The 19,818-nt window shown below is 63.8% G+C and carries 19 protein-coding genes; 17 read left to right on the forward strand and 2 right to left on the reverse strand.

The window, feature by feature from the left end; all coding sequences use genetic code 11:
• From NCT03_RS28175 to NCT03_RS28220, 10 genes are all read left to right on the forward strand, one after another.
• Positions 1 to 939, forward strand: a complete 939-nt coding sequence (locus tag NCT03_RS28175) for a LysR substrate-binding domain-containing protein (RefSeq protein WP_250494751.1) — start codon at positions 1 to 3, stop codon at positions 937 to 939.
• 147 nt (positions 940 to 1,086) lie between these two features.
• Entirely contained in the window at positions 1,087 to 2,517 is a 1,431-nt protein-coding gene (leuC, locus tag NCT03_RS28180) for a 3-isopropylmalate dehydratase large subunit (RefSeq protein WP_250494752.1), read from the forward strand.
• A gap of 2 nt (positions 2,518 to 2,519) precedes the next feature.
• Positions 2,520 to 3,116: a 3-isopropylmalate dehydratase small subunit gene (gene leuD, locus NCT03_RS28185; RefSeq protein ID WP_244830405.1), complete on the forward strand. Its 597-nt coding sequence runs from the start codon at positions 2,520 to 2,522 to the stop codon at positions 3,114 to 3,116.
• A gap of 49 nt (positions 3,117 to 3,165) precedes the next feature.
• Positions 3,166 to 4,236, forward strand: a complete 1,071-nt coding sequence (gene leuB, locus NCT03_RS28190) for a 3-isopropylmalate dehydrogenase (RefSeq protein WP_250494753.1) — start codon at positions 3,166 to 3,168, stop codon at positions 4,234 to 4,236.
• 143 nt (positions 4,237 to 4,379) lie between these two features.
• A complete protein-coding gene (locus tag NCT03_RS28195; RefSeq protein ID WP_250494754.1) occupies positions 4,380 to 5,405 on the forward strand; it encodes an ABC transporter substrate-binding protein in 1,026 nt (341 codons plus the stop codon).
• Positions 5,402 to 6,274, forward strand: a complete 873-nt coding sequence (locus NCT03_RS28200) for an ABC transporter ATP-binding protein (protein ID WP_284503494.1) — start codon at positions 5,402 to 5,404, stop codon at positions 6,272 to 6,274. Before NCT03_RS28195 ends, NCT03_RS28200 begins: the two co-directional genes overlap by 4 nt.
• Entirely contained in the window at positions 6,255 to 7,061 is an 807-nt protein-coding gene (locus NCT03_RS28205; protein WP_244830399.1) for an ABC transporter permease, read from the forward strand. The genes NCT03_RS28200 and NCT03_RS28205 overlap by 20 nt, the downstream gene beginning before the upstream one ends.
• A gap of 38 nt (positions 7,062 to 7,099) precedes the next feature.
• Entirely contained in the window at positions 7,100 to 7,855 is a 756-nt protein-coding gene (locus NCT03_RS28210) for an SDR family NAD(P)-dependent oxidoreductase (protein ID WP_250494755.1), read from the forward strand.
• 32 nt (positions 7,856 to 7,887) lie between these two features.
• Positions 7,888 to 8,913: an ABC transporter substrate-binding protein gene (locus NCT03_RS28215; protein WP_250494756.1), complete on the forward strand. Its 1,026-nt coding sequence runs from the start codon at positions 7,888 to 7,890 to the stop codon at positions 8,911 to 8,913.
• 16 nt (positions 8,914 to 8,929) lie between these two features.
• Positions 8,930 to 9,853: an SMP-30/gluconolactonase/LRE family protein gene (locus NCT03_RS28220; protein ID WP_250494757.1), complete on the forward strand. Its 924-nt coding sequence runs from the start codon at positions 8,930 to 8,932 to the stop codon at positions 9,851 to 9,853.
• Between the two features lie 18 nt (positions 9,854 to 9,871).
• On the opposite strand, the gene NCT03_RS28225 is transcribed toward NCT03_RS28220, so the two are convergent.
• A complete protein-coding gene (locus tag NCT03_RS28225) occupies positions 9,872 to 10,774 on the reverse strand; it encodes a LysR substrate-binding domain-containing protein (RefSeq protein WP_244830394.1) in 903 nt (300 codons plus the stop codon).
• A 90-nt stretch (positions 10,775 to 10,864) separates the two neighbouring features.
• On the reverse strand, positions 10,865 to 11,938 hold the full coding sequence (locus tag NCT03_RS28230) for an Ldh family oxidoreductase (protein ID WP_250468287.1): 1,074 nt from the start codon (positions 11,936 to 11,938) through the stop codon (positions 10,865 to 10,867).
• A gap of 157 nt (positions 11,939 to 12,095) precedes the next feature.
• Between NCT03_RS28230 and NCT03_RS28235 the strand changes: the two genes are divergently transcribed.
• The 7 genes from NCT03_RS28235 to NCT03_RS28265 all read left to right on the forward strand — a co-directional run bounded on the left by NCT03_RS28235 (position 12,096) and on the right by NCT03_RS28265 (position 19,787).
• Positions 12,096 to 12,620 carry an FAS1-like dehydratase domain-containing protein gene (locus NCT03_RS28235; RefSeq protein WP_250468288.1) on the forward strand — a complete coding sequence of 175 codons (525 nt, stop codon included), beginning with the start codon at positions 12,096 to 12,098 and terminating at the stop codon, positions 12,618 to 12,620.
• Between the two features lie 12 nt (positions 12,621 to 12,632).
• Positions 12,633 to 13,118, forward strand: coding sequence for a hotdog family protein (locus tag NCT03_RS28240; RefSeq protein WP_250494758.1), 486 nt, complete (start codon positions 12,633 to 12,635; stop codon positions 13,116 to 13,118).
• Positions 13,115 to 14,398, forward strand: a complete 1,284-nt coding sequence (locus NCT03_RS28245; RefSeq protein ID WP_250494759.1) for a CaiB/BaiF CoA transferase family protein — start codon at positions 13,115 to 13,117, stop codon at positions 14,396 to 14,398. Before NCT03_RS28240 ends, NCT03_RS28245 begins: the two co-directional genes overlap by 4 nt.
• A complete protein-coding gene (locus NCT03_RS28250; protein ID WP_250468291.1) occupies positions 14,398 to 15,567 on the forward strand; it encodes a CaiB/BaiF CoA transferase family protein in 1,170 nt (389 codons plus the stop codon). The genes NCT03_RS28245 and NCT03_RS28250 overlap by 1 nt, the downstream gene beginning before the upstream one ends.
• A gap of 47 nt (positions 15,568 to 15,614) precedes the next feature.
• Positions 15,615 to 16,547: a hydroxymethylglutaryl-CoA lyase gene (locus NCT03_RS28255; RefSeq protein WP_250494760.1), complete on the forward strand. Its 933-nt coding sequence runs from the start codon at positions 15,615 to 15,617 to the stop codon at positions 16,545 to 16,547.
• A gap of 165 nt (positions 16,548 to 16,712) precedes the next feature.
• Positions 16,713 to 18,056: a citrate synthase gene (locus tag NCT03_RS28260; protein WP_250494761.1), complete on the forward strand. Its 1,344-nt coding sequence runs from the start codon at positions 16,713 to 16,715 to the stop codon at positions 18,054 to 18,056.
• 282 nt (positions 18,057 to 18,338) lie between these two features.
• Entirely contained in the window at positions 18,339 to 19,787 is a 1,449-nt protein-coding gene (locus NCT03_RS28265) for an MFS transporter (protein ID WP_250468294.1), read from the forward strand.
• The last annotated feature ends 31 nt before the right edge of the window (positions 19,788 to 19,818 follow it).

Raw genomic sequence — 19,818 nt, forward strand, 5'->3', positions numbered from 1 at the left:
ATGAATTACGACGAGGAAATTCCCAACACGCGCACCATGAGCCTGCGGCAGATTGAAGTATTCCGCGCGATCATGATGACGGGTTCCATCAGCGAGGCCGCGCGTTCGCTGTATGTGGCGCAGCCCTCCGTGAGCCGTGTCTTGCAGGTGACGGAAAGCCGCCTCGGGTTCTTGCTCTTCGAACGCATGCGCGGCCGGCTCTATCCGACGCCCGAGGCAAAACGTATCTTCGACGAAGTCATGCGCGCGTATGAAGGCATCGAGCGCGTCGATAATCTCGTCCGTTCTCTCGCCGACGGCACGAGCGGCAAGCTCAACATCGTATGCAGCCCGAGTCTCGGCGTGCATCTCGTGCCGCTCGCCATTGCACGATTCCACGCCGAATTCCAGCAGTTGCCCATTCAGTTCGAACCGCTCACGCACAACCATCTCGTGCCTCGCGTGCTGTTCGGCAAGAACTGCATCGGCGTATCGATGTTCGCCGTCGAGCACCCGAACCTCGTCACCATGCCGATTGCAAGCGGACGGCTTCTCTGTGTCGCGAAAAAAGGCGCGCTGGCCCGGCGGCGTGCGCTCGACCCGAAACAGGTCGCCGCCATGCCGTGGATCGATTACGAGCACGACACGCCGCTCGGGCGGATCGTCGGGCACGTGTTCAGAAACGAGCGTCGGCCGGAGCCGGTCGTGCGCGTGCGCTCGGCCATCAGCGCCTGCACGCTCGCGAGGGAAGGCGTCGGCGTCGCGGTGGTCGATCCGTTCTGCATCGATTCCGCCATGCGAGACCTGCTCGATGTCGTGCCGTTGCGTGCCGAAGCCGAGCATCGGCTGACCGCGAGTCTCATCTATTCGCACGTCGAGCCGCTGTCGAACGCGGCCCGGCGCTTCGTCGAGATCCTGCGCGACGTGCTGAACGCGCATGGCGTCAGCCGTTCGACGTAGCTTTGTCATCGCCATTGGCGATGGTGCCTTGCCAAATGACCACGTCCAAGCCGGCCGGCCTGATGCAAGATGCTTCTCAAACAGCCACCGACAACAAAACTGCACCGCGCCTGACGAGGCGGTCATTTGACGGAGCGAGACGAAGCAATGCAACTCGAACAGCTTAGCGCGGGTCCACGCACGCTTTACGACAAGATCTGGGACAGCCACCGCGTGATGTCCCGCGACGACGGGCAGGATCTTCTCTACATCGATCGTCATTACATTCACGATGTCACCGCGCAGTCGTTCGACCTGTTGCGCCAGCGCGGGCTCAAGCCGCGTTCGCCCGAGCGCATTTTCGGCACGCCGGATCACTACGTTTCCAGCACGGCGAACGATATCGCGGCGGTGACCGACCTCGAACGGCGCGCCATGATCGAGTCGCTGCAACGCGACGCCAACGAATCGCGCATCACCCTGTTCGACATGAACGACACGCGGCGCGGCATCGTCCACGTGGTCGGGCCGGAGCAGGGCCTGAGTCTGCCCGGCATGACCGTCGTTTGCGCCGACAGCCACACGTCCACGCATGGCGCGGCGGGCGCGCTGGCCTTCGGTATCGGCGCCACCGAAGTGGCTCACGTGCTCGCCACGCAATGCCTGTGGCAGCGCAAGTCGCGCAACATGCGTATTACGCTCGACGGCATGCCAGGTTCGGGCGTCACCGCGAAGGACCTGATTCTCGCGGTCATCGCGCGAATCGGCGTGGCTGGCGCGACGGGACACGTGATCGAATATGCCGGCTCCGCCATCGCCGGCTTGTCGATGGAAGGGCGATTGACGCTCTGCAACATGACCATCGAGGCGGGCGGTCGCGCCGGCATGATCGCCCCGGACGAAACCACCTTCGCTTATCTCGCCGGACGGCACTACGCGCCCACGGGCGACCGGTGGCAAAGGGCGCTTGCGCATTGGCGCGGCTTGTTCACGGACTCAGGCGCGGTGTTCGATCGCGAAGTGCATATCGACGTGACCGAGATCGTCCCGATGGTCACATGGGGCACTACTCCCGGCTATGCCTGCGCCATCAACGGCCGCGTACCGGACCCCATGGAGCAGCCCGATCCCGACCTGCGCGCGGCGATGTCGCGTGCGCTCGACTACATGGGCCTAGCGGCGAACGAGTCGCTCGAAGGCGTCGCGATCGACCGGGTGTTCATCGGCTCGTGCACCAACGGGCGCATCGAGGACATGCGCAGCGCGGCGGAAGTGGCGCGCGGCCGTCATATCGCGCCGAGCGTGGAAGCGTGGGTCGTGCCGGGTTCGCATGAAGTGCGTGCGCAGGCGGAAGCGGAAGGGCTCGACCGCATCTTCATGGAAGCGGGTTTTCAGTGGCGCTATCCCGGCTGTTCGATGTGTCTCGCGACCAACGGCGATATTGCCGAACCCGGCCAGCGCTGCGCTTCGACATCCAACCGGAATTTCGTGGGCCGTCAGGGACCCGGCGTGCGCACGCACCTGATGAGCCCGGCGATGGCGGCCGCCGCGGCGGTGACCGGACGTCTCACCGATGTCCGCCGTCTCCTGGGAGTGTGAACATGGAACGACTGGAGTACCTCGATGCAGTCGCGGCGCCGATCGTCGCGATCAACTGCGATACCGACCAGATTCTGCCCGCGCGCTATCTGCAAAAACCCCGCTCCGACGACTTCGGCCAGTTCCTGTTTCGTGCGCTGCGCTTCGATGCAAATGGCGCGGAACGTCCCGACTTCCTGCTCAACCAGGCGCCTTTGCGGGAGTCGCGCATCGTCGTGGCCAACCATAACTTCGGTTGCGGTTCGTCGCGCGAGCATGCGGTCTGGGCGCTCTATGACTACGGCATCCGCGCGGCGATTGCACCGAGCTTCGGCGACATCTTTTTCATCAACTGCCTGAAGAACGGACTGCTGCCGATCGTGTTGCCCGAGGCCGTGGTGCTGCCGTTGCTCGATAGGTTGTCGGAGAGTCCGGGCAGCCGCATCGCCATCGACTTGCCCGCGCAGACCGTCACCTTGCCCGACGGGTCCTCGCACGCGTTCGAGCTGGAGCCCTTCGCCAAGGATTGCCTGTTGCGCGGCATGGACGAGATCGACTACACGCTTTCGCATCTGGACCGCATCGTGGCATTCGAGCGCGACCGTGCCGAAACCTTTTGACGGCGCGCACACGGCGCGCCGTTTCCAATAACGACCAAGGAGATTACAGATGAAGATTGCAGTCATGCCCGGCGATGGTATTGGCCCCGAAGTTGTCGCGGAGGCGCTCAAGGTGCTGCGAATCGTGGCGCCGCACGCCGAGACGCAGGAGGCTGCCATCGGCGATGCCGGCATTCAGGCGCACGGCGTGCCGCTGCCGCCGCCCACGCTCGAAGTGGCGCGCAAGGCCGACGCGATTCTCTTCGGCGCGGTAGGCGTGGCCGACGAAGCCGATATCCCGCGTGAGGAGCGTCCCGGCACCGGGTTATTGCAATTGCGCGAGGCACTGACGCTCTATGCCAACTTTCGCCCGGCCTTCATGTTCCCGGAGCTGATCGGCGCTTCGACGTTGCGTCCGGAAGTGGTGGATGGACTCGACATCGTGATCGTGCGCGAGTTGAACGGCGACGCCTACTTCGGCCAGCCGCGCGGCTTCGAGACCAATCAGGCGGGCGAGCGTGTGGGGTTCAACACGATGCGTTACTCGGAGTCGGAAGTGGAGCGCGTCGCGCATGCCGCCTTCAAGGCCGCGCAGCGCCGTCATCACAAGCTCTGCTCGGTGGACAAGGCCAACGTGCTGGAAGCAAGTCAGCTGTGGCGCGAGGTCGTCACGCGCGTCGGGCGGGAATACCCGGACGTCGAACTGAGCCATCTCTTCGTGGACGCCGCCGCGATGATGCTGATGCGGCGCCCCAAGCAATTCGATGTGATCGTCACGGGCAATCTCTTCGGCGATATTCTGTCGGACGCGGCCGCCATGCTGACCGGCTCGATCGGCATGTTGCCTTCGGCCTCGCTCGGCTATAACCGCAAGGGCTTGTACGAGCCGGTCCACGGGTCGGCGCCGGATATTGCCGGAAAGGACATTGCCAATCCGCTTGCCGCGATTCTGTCGTGCGCGATGATGCTGCGCGAGAGCTTCGAAATGGAAGACGAAGCGCGCCGGGTCGAGCAGGCCGTGCGCACGGTGCTCGCGGCCGGTTACCGGACCGCGGATATCCAGCAGGAAGGCACGCAGCGCGTCGGCACCCGCGACATGGGCGATGCCGTGGTCGAGGCGCTGCGCAAACAGGCGGCCTAAGAAGATCGCGTTGCGCGGACCGGCTCCGCTATGTCGATAATCAGCAGTCGCGGGAGATGCCAGGATATTCATAAGCCGGTCCGCAATTGACACTCTGTCGTCCCTGAAGTACCTAAAAATCCCTAAAAAGGGAGGAGACAACCATGAAGCTGAAACTCGCCATCGCGCTGTGTGCCGCGTTCGCGCTCGCCTGCGGTTCCTTGACGGCCGCAGCCAAGGATGTGCCTGAGAAGCCCGAACTGCACATCGCGGCGGCTTCGGTGGGCATCACCTACCTGCCCATGCTCGTCGCCAAACAGCGCGGCTATTTCAAGGACGAAGGGCTCGACGTGACCATCGCCGCATTCTCCGGCGGATCGAAGACACTGGAAGCGCTGCTCGGCGGCAGCTCCGACATGGTGGCGGGCGCGTATTCGAACACCATCACCATGGCCACCAAGGGACAGCATCTCGTGGTGGTCGCGGCGCAAGTCATCTGTCCGGGATGGATCCTCGGGGTGTCGCAAAAACGCGAGGGCGAAGTGAAATCGGCCAAGGACCTGAAGGGTATGCGAATCGGCGTGAGCGCGCCGGGTTCCAGCACGCACATGGCACTCAATTTCATTCTGCACAAGGCAGGGCTGCAGTCTTCCGACGTGTCGATCATCGGGGTGGGACAAGCGGCCGGCGCGGTGGCGGCCGTGCGGGCCGGGCAGATCGATGCGCTGATCGTCAACGACCCGAGCGCCACTATCCTCATGAAGGATGGCAGCCTCAAGCCGCTGGAGAACATGCGCACGGCTGAAGGGAACGTCAAGGTGTTCGGTTCCGATTACCCCGAGTCGAGCCTCTTCGCGACGCAGGAGTTCATCGGCAAGAATCCCAAGACGGTGCAGGCCGTCGCCAATGCGATCGTGCGCGCCGAGAAGTGGATCGCCAAGGCGACGCCGCAGGAAGTCGCCGACAACGTGCCCCCGCAATATATCGGCGAGAACAAGGCGCTCTATGCGGAGGCCTTCACGAACAGCCGCCGTTGCATTGCGCAGAACGGCGAGATCACGCCGAAGGGCGCGCAGACGGTGCGCGAGGTGCTGGCGGCATTCGACCCTGCAGTGGCATCGGCGAAGATCGATCTTGCATCGACGTATGACAACCGGTTCGTCAGGAAAGCGGCGGAGATCCAGCCATGAGCACGGCAACGTATGGAATCAAGGGTACCCCGAGCGTCCCCCTCGACAGCGAAAAAATCGAAGTGCGCGAAGCCCTGCGTTTCGACAATGTGACCTGCACCTTCGCCGGCAACGGCAAGAGGGCGCAGACCTACACCGCCGTCTCGGAGGCCACGTTGTCGATCGGCGACGGCGAGTTCGTGTCGATTGTCGGTCCCACGGGCTGCGGCAAATCCACCTTGCTCAACGTTGCTGCCGGGCTTACGCGGCCCTCGTCGGGCAGCATCAGCGTCTTCGACAAGAAGCTGACGCACGGCTTGAATACGCAGGCAGCCTATCTTTTTCAGGTCGATGCGCTCATGCCCTGGAAGACGACCGAAGACAACATCGCGATGGGTCTGATCTTTCGGGGAACGCCGCGCGAACAGGCGCTCAACGTGGCGCGCGGCTGGCTCGATCGCGTGGGACTTCAAGGACACGGCAAGAAGTATCCGCATCAGTTGTCCGGCGGCATGCGCAAGCGTGCCGGTCTCGCGCAGGCGCTCGCGCTCAACCCTCGCATCATTCTGATGGACGAGCCGTTCAGCGCGCTGGATATCCAGACGCGGCACCTGATGGAAAACGAGTTGCTGCAACTGTGGTCGCACGACCGCAAGTCCGTGATGTTCGTGACGCACGATCTGGAGGAGGCCATCTCGTTGTCGGACCGCGTCATCGTGCTCTCGGCCGGGCCTGGAACGCGGCCTATCGCCGAGTTCAAGATCGACCTCGAACGTCCACGCGAGATGTCGGAAATCCGCATGACGCAGCGTTTCCTGCAACTGCACACCCAGATCTGGGACGTGCTCAGAGGCGAGGTTCTGAAAAGCTATGCGCGCAATCGAGTTTGACTCAAACAATCGCTTCACCGTCCTGGTCACGCGGCTTCTGATCCTGTTCGGTGTCTTGTTCCTGTGGTGGCTCGGCACGCATCAGAAGTGGCTGTCGCCGTTCTTCTTCGGCGATCCGCTCGGCGTGGCGGTGCGTATCGTCGACTGGTTCGTGACGGGCTCGATCTACCGTCATCTGTACACGACGCTCGTCGAAACCATGCTGGCGTTCGTGATCGGCACGGTCCTCGGGTTGGCATGCGGCCTGTGGCTTGCGCTCAGCCCGTTCCTCGCCACGGTCTTCGATCCGTTCATCAAGGCGATGAACTCGATGCCGCGCCTGATCTTCGCGCCGATCTTCGCGCTCTGGTTCGGACTCGGCATCTGGTCCAAGGTGGCGCTGGGCGTGACGCTCGTCTTCTTCGTCGTGTTCTTCAACGTCTTTCAGGGCGTGCGCGAGGTCAGCCCGACGGTGTTGTCCAACACGCGGATGCTGGGCGCCAACTCACGTCAATTGTTGCGGCATGTGTACTTGCCATCGGCGACGAGCTGGGTCTTTTCCAGCCTGCATAACGCAATCGGCATCGCCTTCGTGGGCAGCGTGGTGGGCGAATATCTCGGCTCGGAAAAGGGCGTGGGTTACCTGATCCTGCTGGCCGAAGGCGTATTCGATATCAACTCGGTGATCGCCGGCATTCTGGTGCTGACCGTGTTCGCCTTGATACTCGATACCGCCGTGTCGATGGTCGAGGATCATTTGCTGCGCTGGCGTCCTGTCGCCGGACAGACGGTGGCCACGAGCGCTTAAACCCCCGGCGCAATCGAAGATCACTAGAGGAGACCGTTTTGCAGACCAATGCAATCGATTTGAGGGCCCGCGTTGCCGTGGTGACGGGCGGCGCGCAGGGGATCGGCTTCGCGGTCGGCCGCAGGCTGCTTGCTTCCGGCGCGCGGCTTGCCATCTGGGATATCAACCCCGCCGGCATGGACGAGGCGCGCGAGCAACTGGGCGAGCACGATGTCCACTTCGAGCGTGTCGACATTGCCGATTACGCCAGCGTGCAGGCCGCCGTGGCGGGCACGCTGAAGGCCGCGGGGCGCATCGATATTCTCATCAACAATGCGGCTATCGTGGGCCCGAACGCCACGCTGATCGAGTATCCGATCGATATCTGGAAGCAGGTGATGGATATCGATGTCAACGGCACTTTCCACTGCTGCCGTGCCGTGGCCCCGGTGATGATCGACCAGAACTATGGGCGCATCGTCAATCTGTCCTCGGTCGCCGGCAAGGAAGGCAATCCGAATGCGGCCGCGTATAGCTCGGCGAAGGCGGCCGTCATCGCCATGACCAAGTCGCTCGGCAAGGAACTGGCAAGCCACGATATCGCGGTGAACTGCGTGACACCCGCCGTGGCGCGAACGCCCGGCGCGATGGAGCAATCGCCCGAGCATATCCGCTACATGCTCGGCAAGATTCCGCGCGGCCGTTTTCTCGAACTCGACGAAGCCGCCGCGATGATCGCGTGGCTCGCCAGCGAGGAAAACTCATTCACCACCGGAGCGGTTTTCGATCTGTCCGGCGGTCGGGCCACTTACTAGCAACGTCAGCCTGGGAAGAGGGAGACATCATCGTGAGAACGCTCAGGCGCCTGTCGTTGCCAGCGCTCGCCATCTGTGCGGCACTGGCCAGCCAGTCGGCGAGCAGCGCCGCTCCCGTGCCGGAAAAGCCCAGGCTTCATCTGGCCGCGGCGGGTGTGGGCTTTCCGTATCTGCCGTTCGTCATTGCGGATAGCCGCGGATACTTCAAACAGGCCGGGCTGGAAGTCGAAATCGGCGTCTTCAGCGGCGGCGCGAAAGCGCTTCAGGCGATGATGGGCGGCAGCGCCGATATCGTCGCGGGCGCGTATTCGAACACCATCACGATGGCCGCGAAAGGCCAGAAGCTCGTGTCGTTCGTCACGCTGGCTTCGTGCCCCGGCTGGGTGTTCGGCGTGACGCGAGCGAGTCACGACAAGGTCAAGACCTACGCCGATCTGAAGGGCATGCGCATCGGTGTGAGTTCGCCGGGGTCGAGCTTTCATATGGGCGCGAACTATCTGCTGAACAAGGCGGGCGTGAAACCGGGCGATGTTTCGATCATCGGCGTGGGCTCGTCGGCAGGCGCGATTGCCGCCGCGCGCAGCGGGCAGATCGACGCCTTGATGAGCAACGACCCGGTCGCAACCGTGCTACAGACGAGTGGCGATCTCTTTCCGCTTGCCGTGATGCGCGACCCGGCCGGCACCCGAGCAACGCTTGGCGGCGATTATCCGGAAGCCTCCATCTACACCACGCGGGAGTTCGCGGCCAAATATCCCAACACGGTGCAGGCGGTGACCAATGCGATTCTGGAAGCCGAACGCTGGATGGCGCAGGCGACGCCCGAACAAGTCGCCGCCGCCGTGCCGGCGCAATACGCTTTAGCCGACAAGGATGTCTTCGCGCAAGCCTACGCCAACATGCATGACTGCATTTCGCGCGATGGCCTGATGACCGATGCGGCGGCCCACACCGTGCACGACGTGCTGGCCGCGTTCGATCCCGACATCGGCAAGGCGTCCATCGACCTGAAGGCGACTTACGACAATCGTTTTGTCGAGCATGCCGACAAGCGCTGAAGGGAGGACGACAGCGATGGAAAGCCCAATACAAATCCTGGCGGAAGGCTTGAAGTTCCCGGAAGGGCCGGTGGCGATGCCCGATGGCTCCGTGGTGCTCGTCGAGATCGAGCGGGAGACCATCAGCCGCGTTTCGCCCGACGGTAAAGTGAGCGTGCTGGCGGCGGTGGACGGCGGCCCCAACGGTCTGGCGCTCGGGCCGGATGGCGCCTTCTATATCTGCAATAACGGCGGTTTTCTGTTTCGTACCGTTGCCGGACTGAATCGCACGAAACCGGGCGTGCATCCGCGTTATACGAGCGGGCGTATCGAGCGCTTCGACCCGCAGTCGGGCTTGCTCACGACACTGTATGACCACTGCGGCGATCATCCGCTGTGCGGTCCGAACGACATCGTGTTCGACCACGACGGCGGCTTCTACTTCACCGACTTCGGAAAGAACCGGCTGCGCGAGCGCGATCACGCGGGCCTCTATTACGCTCGCGCCGATGGTTCGGCCATCGTCGAGGTGGCGTATCCGCTCACCACGGCCAATGGCGTCGGTTTGTCGCCCGACGACAGCATCGTCTATGTGGCGGAGACCGAGACCGCGCGGCTCTGGGCATTCGATCTGGAGGCGCCCGGCCGGGCGCGCAGGCACCCTTATCCGTCGCCGCATGGCGGGCGTCTGGTTTGCGGCTTGCCGGGTTATCAGCGCTTCGACAGCCTGGCGCTGGACGCCGAGGGCAACATTTGCGTGGCCACGCTCGTGACCGGTTGCATCACGGTCGTCGCGCCATCCGGTGAAGTGCTGCGACAGGTGCCGGTGCCCGATGGCATGGTGACCAACATCTGCTTCGGCGGCGCCGACATGAAGACGGCCTACGTGACGCTCTCCGGCACGGGCCGCCTGGCCAGGCTGCAATGGCCGCAAGCAGGATTGAAGCTGGCTTATTCGTGATTGACCGATTGCCGGCGCCTAATGGTGTGCCGCATCCTGACTTGCAAGCAGATGCTTGAGAAACAGTTGCACCGGCACGGGAAGCGACTCGGCTTCGCGTACGCAGATTTTCCAGTGGCGCTCCGCCCAGGCTTCATCCAGATGCACGGCGATCAGCGGCGCGGAACTGACGTACCGTTCGGCGTGATGCTCCGGCACGAGCCCGATGCCAAGCCGTGCTTCCACCATGCTGCGCACCGGTTCGAAACCGTTGACGCGAATCGACAGCTTGAGCGGGTGATCGAGATCCGCCGCCGCGCGCAGCACCAACGAATTCAGATAGCTGCCCACTTGCGGCCCCACGAGCGGATACTCGGCGACTTCGCGGAACGTGACCCGTTCGGCGCGGCCGAGCGGATGATCGGGCGGCATGATAACCACCAGCCGGTCGCTGCGATAAGGGAAGACCTGCAGGCCGGTGGTAACCGTCGTGCCGCCGAACACGCCGATATCCGCCGCGTTTTCCGCCACGGCGCGGACCACCGCGGGGCTCAGGCTTTCCTGAAGATCGATGCGCAGCCCGGGGTGCATCTCCAGAAAAACGCGTATGTCGTTGGCGATGTACTGAACGATGGTCGAGAGGCTCGCATGTAAGCGAATCTGACCGCGCACGCCTTCGGCGTGGTCCAGTAACTCGCTCTCCATTTGGGCGATGTCTCGCAACAGCACGCGGGCGTGCTGCAGGAGTGCCGCAGCGGCGGTCGTCAGTTCGAGTCCCTTGTTGCTGCGCACGAAGAGCGCGTTCTTGAGCGTGTCTTCAAGATGGGACATACGCTTGCTGAGCGCGGAAGGCGCAATGTTTTCCGCTTCCGCCGCGCGGGCAATGCTGCCGTGCTCGCACACGGCGATGAACAGTTTCAACGATTGCAGGTCGAATCGCATCGAGTCTCCGGGGTGCGGTCTTTTCGCCGCAGCGCTGCTTCCGAAGAGAAAGTATGCATCGGGTCTGGGGTGAGTGCAAAGGTTTAGGCGTCATGCTGCCTCCGGCTTGGGCTGCGGAAAGCGCACCTCGTAGCGTTCTCCGCAAGCCTTGAGCGGTGTGTCGAGATCGGCATGCAGATGCACGCCATTCTTCAGTTGCTCGGCCCGCCTTGCCATTGCGCGCTCGCCGGGAAGGCGCACGGGGTCGTTGATCGTGCGAGGCGGGTTGGTGCGGCAGGCGTCGCCGAGCCAATCCATCTGCCTCTGGAATGCTTCGATACCGCCGAATGCGGCCGGATCGTGCAGCGACATGAACACGGTCGCGCCCCAGCCTTCGTGTGGATCGGCGCGGCCAAAGCCGGCCAGTCCGCCTGTCAGCGCCTCGATCATCAACGCCATGCCGAATCCCTTGTGACCGGCGGCCAGTCCACCGAGCGGCAGGATCGATCCGGGTGGATCGGCAAACAGCACGCCGGGATCATGCGTCGCGTTACCTTGTGCATCCATCATCCAAGGTTCGTCGAACGATTGGCCGTTCTGATGGCGGCGCGCGCTCATCGCGTTGGTCGTCACGGAGGACGAGATGTCGATCAGCATCGGAGTCGTCGATGTCGGTATGCCGAGCGCGATCGGGTTCGGCGTGAACAAGGCCCGCGTGCCGCCGAACGGCGCGACGCTTTGCACGCTCGGATCGGAGCTCGCCAGCATCATCACCAGGTTCATTTCGGTGGCGCGCAGGAGATACGCGGCAAGACATGCAATGTGATGACTGCGCCGGATCACGAGCGTGGCGGCGCCGAGTTCGCGAGCGCGCGGGGCAAGGACGTCGATGCCGGCATGCACGAGCGCGGGTCCGGGCAGACGCCGTCCGTCCCACAGCAACGCGGCAGGACGATCAGAGATGACTGCGGGCGCGCCGTCGCGTGTCATGGCGCCTTGTTCGAGCTGCTTCACGTAGCCTGGCAACAGCGCGAGTCCGTGCGTGTCGTGTCCCATCAAGTCGCCATCGACGAGAGTGCGTGCCACGTCCCGCGCATGAGCGCTCGCGAGCCCCGCCAGGCAAAGCACTTCCATTGCATATTCAAAGAGCGCGTTCGCGTCGTAGCGGGTCGTTCTCATCGACATCTCTCCCTTGGTGGTGTCATGCGTCGAGCGGTACGTGAGGCACGATAGTCGATCGATGCGACCCTGAGAAGACGTTGATTCAACGATCAAGTATTGTGCGCTAAAGGGCGGCTCCCCTAGACTGGCTTCGTCGATGTAGCGACAGGAGACTAGAGCCGTGAGCAACGAATACATCACCGGCAAGGTGAAAGCCATCATCGGCGCCGAGACCGAATGGGTCACGTCGACGCATGCCGTCGAAGCAAGCGAAGTGCGCCGCTTCCATCATGCAACCATGGATGACGCGCGTCGTTACTGGGACGAAGACTGGGCCGCGACAAGTCGTTATGGCGCACTGGTCGCGCCGCCGGGTTTTCCGGTGCATGCCTTTCGCAGACCGCCGTCATCGCCCGACCCGCTGGATGACATGAACAAGCCTGACTACGATGGCCTGAGCCGCAGTTTCAGCGGCCTGCCGGCCGTCGAAGTGGAGTTGCCACGCGATCTGAACGGCGGCTACGAATACGAGCTCTACCGTTATGCGCGCGTCGGCGAGAAGGTGCTGCGTCAGGCGCGCTACAAGGACATCGTGCAGCGCGACGGCAAAAGCGGACCGATGGTGCTCGTCATCATCGAAGAGACCTACGTGAACGAGAAGGGCGAGAAGCTTTTGAAGGTCACGAACACCCAGATCATGCGCTAGGCGAGGGTCATCATGGCTGCACTGTATTTTGAGGATGTCGAAACAGGCATGGAGATCCCGGCGCTCGTCAAGGGACCGATGACCACGGCGCATATCGTGCGCTGGTCGGCATCCATGGAGAACTGGCATCGCATTCATTACGACTGGCGCTTCGCCACGCAACACGACAAGTTACCCGACGTAATGGTCAACGGCTCGTGGAAACAGCACATCATGCTGCAACTGCTGACGGACTGGGCCGGTGAAAGCGGCTGGGCATGGAAGCTCCAGTTCCAGTTTCGCGGCATGAACGTGCCGGGCGATCTGCTCACGGCGTGGGGCCGCGTGACCGGAACCGAACGGCGCGGCGGCTTCGGTCTCGCGCATCTGGAAATCGGCTTGCGTAATCAGGAAGGCAGGGAAAGCACGCCCGGCAGCGCAACGGTCGTTCTGCCCTTGCGCAACGGCGCGCTCGTGCCTTATCCCTTCGATCCAGCCGTTCTCGAAGAGGCCGCATGAGCGCCGCTGATTTCGTATCCCCAGCGCGCGTGGTCGCCGCGCCGCTCGCCGGCGTGCGCGTGATCGAATGGAGCGACGCCATGCCCGCCGCTTTCTGTGCGCGCGTGCTGCGCGACCTCGGCGCGCAGGTGCTCAAGCTGGAACCGCCCGGTACTGGCGATACGTTGCGTCGAACCGGCCCGTTCGCACCCAATGCTCCTTATGGTGAAGATGCCGCGCTCTTCGCGTATCTGAATCACGGCAAGGAAAGCGCCACGCTCGATCCGTCGCATCGGCAAGGAGCTGCGTTGCTGCGGCGTCTCGTGGAATCCGCCGATCTGCTGATTACGTCCAATACAAGCCGCCTTGCGGAACTGCAACTCGACGGCGATACGCTCAGGCACATTCAGCCCGCGCTCGTCACGCTTTCCGTCACGCCCTGGGCTACGCATGCGGGACCCGACGCGCCGTCCGCGTACACCGACTTCACCCTCACGCATCACGCGGGCTATGCATTTCATCAGGCGCGCCCCGTTCACGCACCCGATCAGCAAGCGCCCGTCGCCTGTGCCGACCGCGAAGTGGCGCTGGCCACGGGTGTGGCCGCCGCGAACGCGGCGCTCTGGGGCCTGCTCGAAGCGCAGATGAATGGCGAGGGACGCAGTATCGAATGCGCGGAGCTGGATGTGATCGCGCACCTGCTGATCGAGCCCGTCGCCGATCATGGGCGCGGCGAACGCAGCTTCAGCCGGCTGCGCGAGGAACTGCAGGGCACCGAGGTCGCGGGCGGGCTGATCTGGCTGTTGCCGTGCAAGGACGGCTTCGTGATGATTTCGCCGCGCGAACAACATCAATGGGAACGCTGGGTCGAATTGCTCGGAAACCCGGCGTGGTCGCGCGATGAGGCGCTGTGCGGCGAACGCACGGCGCGCAACGAAAACTGGATGATCCTGCAAGACGAGATGTCGAAGTGGACGCGCGAGCATAGCCGCGCCGACGTCTTCGAGCGCGCGCAGGCGGCGCGCGTGGCGTGTTTTCCGGTGAGCGGTGCGCGCGATCTTCTGGATAACGCGCAGCTGAATGCGCGCGGGTTTTTCGATCGCTGGCAGTGCGCGGGCGGCACGCCACTGTCGATGCCCGGCCTGCCGTTTGCCATGCGCACGACTTCGGGCGCAGAGTTGCCACGCGCGCGCGATGTCGTATCGCCCGCACTTGGCTCCGCTAACCGCGCGGTGTTCGAAGAGCGCCTCGGACTGTCGCCGGATGAAGTCGAAAGCTTGCGCCGGCATGGAGTCGTGTGATGACACAGAAAGCATTGGCGGGCTTGCGCGTCGTCGATTTCAGCTGGGTGCTGGCCGGACCCATGACTACCAAGATGCTCGCGGGCATGGGCGCGGAGATCATCAAGATCGAATCCGCGACGCGGCCCGAACATACGCAGCGTCCGCCCTGGTGGGCAGTGGTGAACGCCGGCAAGAAGAGCTGCACGATCAACCTGAGCCGGCCGCAAGGTCCGGAACTGATCCGGCGTCTGATCGCGCAGAGCGATATGGTCGTCGAAAACTTCTCCAACGGCGTGCTGGCGAAGTTTGGCCTCGATTACGCGACGCTTGCGCAGATTCGCCCCGATCTGATTTTCGTGTCCGCGTCGGGCACGGGTCGCGAAGGCCCGCAGCGCGATGCGCTTGCTTACGGCTCGTTATTGCAGGCGTACAGCGGTCGCGCCAGCGTGGTGGGCACGCCGAACGAGCGCGTGGAGGCCATGGGCATTCTGCCTGCGTGGACCGATCCGATCACTGCGCTGTGGGAAAGCTGCGCGGTGCTTGCGGCCATCCGGCACCGGCGCGTGAGCGGCGAGGGCGCGTACATCGATCTGTCGATGCTCGAAAGCACCGTCGCGCTATTGCCCGAACAGCTGTTTCGCGAGGCGCTCGGCAGCAAGACGCCAACGGCCACGGGCGCGCGCGAATGGGACGCCGCACCATCCGGATGCTTCCGCTGCTCAGGCGACGACGCCTGGCTCGCCGTTTCCATTGGCAACGACCGGCAATGGCGAGCGCTCTGCGACGCCATGCGCAAGCCCGAACTTGCTACCGATCCCCGCTTCTCCGATGCGTTCGGCCGCGCCGCGCATCGCGCAGCGGCGGACAATTTACTGGCAGAGTGGCTGCGCGACCAGACGCCCGCGCAAGCACTCGATGCGCTGCAGTCGCGTGGCGTGCCGGCCGCGCGTTCGAGACACATTGGCGTAGTGATGGAAGACCCGTATTTCGCCGATGGCGGCCTCTTCCCGCTGCTCGCGGACGGCTCACGCAGCATTGCGCTTCCGTGGCGCGATAACGCCGGCTTTCGCGGCGATTTCACGCCGCCGCCGCGCCTCGGCGAACACAACGACTACGTGTTCGGTGAGCTGCTCGGCCTCGATGCGCACGAAATTGAAACCTTGACCGAAGCGGGCGTGCTGCGTTGATGACGAGCGCGTTCGTGCAAAGACTCATTTTTGAAGGAGCAGGACCCATGAAAGAAAAAGTGATGGTTTGCGAAGTCGGGCCGCGTGACGGTCTGCAAATGGCTCACGAGATCATGCCGACCGAGCAGAAAACGCGCTGGATCGCGGCAATCGCGCAAGCGGGTATCGGCGAAATAGAGGTCGGCAGTTTCGTTCCGCCAAAGCTCGTGCCGCAAATGGCGGACACCGAGGCAATCGTCAAGGCGGCGCTGCTACAACCCGGCTTGCGCGTGATGGCACTCGTGCCCAACCTGCGCGGTGCGCAGGCGGCATATGCGGCGGGTGCACATGGCGTCGGCATACCGGTTTCGGTGAGCGAGGGACACAGCCGCTCGAACACGCGCAAGGGCACCATGGAGCAGGTGGACGAAGTACGGCGAATCGTCGAATGGGTGCGCGAGCAGGAGCGGCCAATGGCGATCGAGCCGGGTTGCGCGACGGCCTTCGGCTGCGCCATCGACGGGGAGATTCCCTTGCAAAAGGTAATCGAAACGGCCGTCGCGCTAGCCGAAGCAGGCGTCGATGCCGTCGCGCTCGCAGATACCGTCGGCTACGGCAATCCCGTTCAGGTACGCAAGATGGTCAAGGCCGTGCGCGCGGAGATCGGCGACAAGCTGACCAAACTGCATCTGCACGACACGATGGGACTCGGCCTCGCCAATGCGCTGGCGGGGCTCGAAGAAGGCATCCGTTCCTTCGATTCCGCGCTCGCGGGCCTTGGCGGCTGTCCGTTCGCGCCGGGCGCGTCGGGCAACATCGTCACGGAAGACCTCGTCTTCATGCTGGAAAGCATGGGCTTCGATACTGGAATAGACCTGGAACGGCTGATCGCCGCGCGCGAACTGCTGCACGAAGGGCTGCCTGGCGAGCCGATGTACGGGCAGGTGCCAAAGGCCGGCATTCCCAAGACTTTCCGCCGGACGGCTGGACTTCATGCATAAACGGAGCGTGTTCGACCGCGGTACTGGCATGACCCGATTGTGAGCATCCACGCGTTTGATTATCTTGTGGTTCACTGTGCCCCGTCCGGCGCTTTTGCGCTGGCAGCTTCGCATGGGACCAGGACGGGCGCTTCGGCGCCCGTCCTGGGTCGACAGGAGACCGAGGTGCAATCGAACCCGCATGATGCCGCCAGCGCGCCGCCCGACGCGCCCGGCGATTATCTGACACGCGCTGAAACGCTCGCGCTGCTGCAGATCAAGCTGCAAACGTTGTACGCCTACGTCAGCCGCGGCTTGATTCGCAGCGTGCCGCAAGGCGACAAGGGGCGCCGGCTTTATGCGCGCCAGGATGTCGAACGCATGAAATCGCGCGCCGATGCCCGCAGTGGCCACGCGCCCGTCGCCGCGGCCGCCATGCGCTGGGGCGAGCCGATCATATCGAGCACGCTCACCGAAATCACGGCCGAAGGTCCGCGTTATCGCGGCGTCGCGGCGCTCGAACTCGCGCGCAAGGGAAAGACCTTCGAACAGGTCGTGAAAGCGCTCTGGAATCCACGCGACGACGTGATCCTTTCGTGGCAGCCGTGCGGTCGCACGTTACGTTTCGCCGATGCCTGGTCGCGCACGGCGGGTCTCCAGCCACGTCGAGAACTCGTGCGCTTCTTCGCCGATATTGCAATGCGCTTCGGCGGCGAGCATCTGCGCGCGTTGCAGGCCGGCGACGCGCAGTTCATCGAATGCAGTCGCATGATCGCAACGATGGCGCATTGCCTTGCGCATTTGCGACGCGCAACGCCGGGCGCTGCGGCGGGCGTCACGCGCAAACGCGCGGACGGTCTCGCCGCGACGCTGTTGACCGTGCTCGGTGGTTCGGCGTCTGCCGCGCATCGTGCCGCGCTCGACGCCGCGCTCGTGCTGTGCGCGGATCACGAACTCGCGCAGGCGACCTTCGTGGCGCGTATCGCGGCGTCGGCGGGAGCGGATATCGGCGAATGCGTGGCGGCGGCCATCCTCACGCAGACGGGGCTCACGTCCGCGCGATCGTACGAAGCCACCGAGGACCTGCTGCGCGCATGCCGCACGGTTGCAGAAGCGCAACGGCTCTTCACGGAGCACTATGCGGCACACCGGAATCTGCCGGGCTTCAATCATCCCTTGTATCCGGATGGCGACCCGCGCGCGAGCTACCTGATCGATCTCGCGCGGCGGCTCGAAGGGCGGCACGCCGCGGTCGATCCGCTCTTCGCGGCACTCAAGATCGCAGCGGGCTACGGCTGTCTGCCGAGCCTGGAAGTTGGCCTGACCATGCTGACCGTGGCATTGGGGCTGCCGCTGCGCAGCGCGTTTTGCCTGTTCATCATCGGACGGTCGGCGGGGTGGGTGGCGCATATCATCGAGCAGCGCGAATCCGGCGCTTTGATACGTCCACGCGCGGACTACCTCGAGGCGAACGCCCCGCAGAACGATTCGGACGAGACGCGCTTGCTGACGTCGATCCTGCCGCCCTGAATCTCCGCATCGCACGACATGACGCCGACGGCCCTTCGCGAGGGCCGTTTTTCTTGGGCGCCGCGATCAAGTTGATTCAACGATCAAGTATTGTGGGCCGCTCCATGCGTCACTAGACTGGGCTAATCGAAAGGAGACAGCGGCCCGGACAAGCTAGCGACAGACAATGCGAACCAAGCCAGCAATTCCACACCGTCCTCATCGAATAGTTAGTATCCCCGATATTCACGACCGGTACGATGCGCCTTAGGCATTCAGCCGGCTGCACAGGAGGAGAAGAGGATGAACACCCCGAACAGGGCCATCGGCGCCGATGTCGCCGGGTCGCTCGACAGCGCGGATTATCCGGCGCGCGTCATCACGGCAGGCGGCGTGACCGCACGCTTCGACCGGTTGCCAATGACCGCCACGCTGTGGAAGCTCCTCACCCTCGTCGCACTCGGCGGCTTCTTCGAACTCTACGATGTGTACTTCGCGGGCTATATCGCGCCGGGCTTGTTCCGCTCGGGCATCCTCACGGCGACCACGCCCACTTTCTTCGCGATGAACGGTCTCGCCGGCTTTCTGGCGTCGCTGTTCATCGGGCTTTTCATTGGCACGATCTGCTTCGGCAGTCTCGCTGACCGATTCGGCCGGCGCCGCGTCTTCGCCGCATCCATGCTGTGGTATTGCATTGCGACGGTCTTCATCGCGTTTCAGGATACGGCGCTAGGACTGAACGTGTGGCGTGTGATTTGCGGCATCGGCGTCGGCGTGCAGTACGTGACGATCGATTCCTACGTCTCCGAATTGACGCCGCGACACGCACGCGGCATGGCGTTCGGGCTCGTGTATGGCGTGGCGCAGATTTGCGCGCCGCTGATCGCGTTCCTTGCGTGGGTGCTGGTGCCGATTTCCCCGCTGGGTTTCGAGGGCTGGCGCTGGGTGATCGCGCTCGGATCGGTGGGCGCGCTGCTCGTGTGGTATCTGCAATTGCGTCTGCCGGAATCGCCGCGCTGGCTCGTGCAGAAAGGTCGCCTCGACGAGGCTGAACGCGTCATGCAGATGATCGAAACCCGCGTTCGCCGTGACTACGGCAAGGACCTGCCGCCACCGGCCGACGCGCCCGAAGCCGAGGAGCAGGAAGGCACGTTGCGCGAGGCATTCAGCCCGCGCTATCGCAGCCGCACGCTGATGCTCGTGGTCGTGAACTTCTTTCAAACGATTGGTTACTACGGCTTCGTCAGCTGGATTCCGACGCTGCTCATCGCCAAGGGCATCATGGTGACGCGCAGCCTCGAATACACTTTCCTGATCGTGCTGCTTTATCCAATCGCACCATTCATCGTCATGCTGGTGGCAGACCGCTTCGAGCGCAAATGGCAGCTCGTGTGCAGTGCGATCTCGGTGGCCGTGATCGGCGTGATCTTCTCGATGCTCAAGGCGCCGGGCTGGCTCATCGCGGTGGGGATCGTGCAGACGCTCGTGGTCAATTGGCTGTCGACTATCGTGCATACCTACCAGGCCGAGTTGTTCCCGACGCGCATGCGAGCGGGCGCGGTGGGCTTCGTGTATTCGTGGAGCCGGCTGTCGTCGATCTTCGTGGGCTTTTTCATCGCGTTCTTTTTGCGCGAGTTCGGCGTGCCGGGCGTATTCGCCTTCATCTTCGCCGCGATGGCGATCGTCGTCGTGGCGGTGGCGCTCTTCGGGCCGCGCACCACGGGGCTGGCGCTCGACGACATCGCGCGGTGAGTACGCGCATCGACGCCGTTGCGGAGCAGCC

The organism is Caballeronia sp. GAWG1-1, assembly GCF_023631465.1.
Classification (GTDB): Bacteria; Pseudomonadota; Gammaproteobacteria; order Burkholderiales; family Burkholderiaceae; genus Caballeronia.

Bases quoted from the DNA above. Each gene is read 5' to 3' on its own strand.
- NCT03_RS28250 (WP_250468291.1), top strand. From the start codon at position 14,398: ATGACACAGAAAGCATTGGCGGGCTTGCGCGTCGTCGATTTCAGCTGG.
- NCT03_RS28205 (WP_244830399.1), top strand. From the start codon at position 6,255: ATGCGCGCAATCGAGTTTGACTCAAACAATCGCTTCACCGTCCTGGTC.
- NCT03_RS28245 (WP_250494759.1), top strand. From the start codon at position 13,115: ATGAGCGCCGCTGATTTCGTATCCCCAGCGCGCGTGGTCGCCGCGCCG.
- NCT03_RS28230 (WP_250468287.1), bottom strand. From the start codon at position 11,938: ATGTCGATGAGAACGACCCGCTACGACGCGAACGCGCTCTTTGAATAT.
- leuB (WP_250494753.1), top strand. From the start codon at position 3,166: ATGAAGATTGCAGTCATGCCCGGCGATGGTATTGGCCCCGAAGTTGTC.
- NCT03_RS28175 (WP_250494751.1), top strand. From the start codon at position 1: ATGAATTACGACGAGGAAATTCCCAACACGCGCACCATGAGCCTGCGG.
- NCT03_RS28225 (WP_244830394.1), bottom strand. From the start codon at position 10,774: ATGCGATTCGACCTGCAATCGTTGAAACTGTTCATCGCCGTGTGCGAG.
- leuD (WP_244830405.1), top strand. From the start codon at position 2,520: ATGGAACGACTGGAGTACCTCGATGCAGTCGCGGCGCCGATCGTCGCG.
- NCT03_RS28240 (WP_250494758.1), top strand. From the start codon at position 12,633: ATGGCTGCACTGTATTTTGAGGATGTCGAAACAGGCATGGAGATCCCG.
- NCT03_RS28195 (WP_250494754.1), top strand. From the start codon at position 4,380: ATGAAGCTGAAACTCGCCATCGCGCTGTGTGCCGCGTTCGCGCTCGCC.
- NCT03_RS28265 (WP_250468294.1), top strand. From the start codon at position 18,339: ATGAACACCCCGAACAGGGCCATCGGCGCCGATGTCGCCGGGTCGCTC.
- NCT03_RS28200 (WP_284503494.1), top strand. From the start codon at position 5,402: ATGAGCACGGCAACGTATGGAATCAAGGGTACCCCGAGCGTCCCCCTC.
- NCT03_RS28220 (WP_250494757.1), top strand. From the start codon at position 8,930: ATGGAAAGCCCAATACAAATCCTGGCGGAAGGCTTGAAGTTCCCGGAA.
- NCT03_RS28255 (WP_250494760.1), top strand. From the start codon at position 15,615: ATGAAAGAAAAAGTGATGGTTTGCGAAGTCGGGCCGCGTGACGGTCTG.
- leuC (WP_250494752.1), top strand. From the start codon at position 1,087: ATGCAACTCGAACAGCTTAGCGCGGGTCCACGCACGCTTTACGACAAG.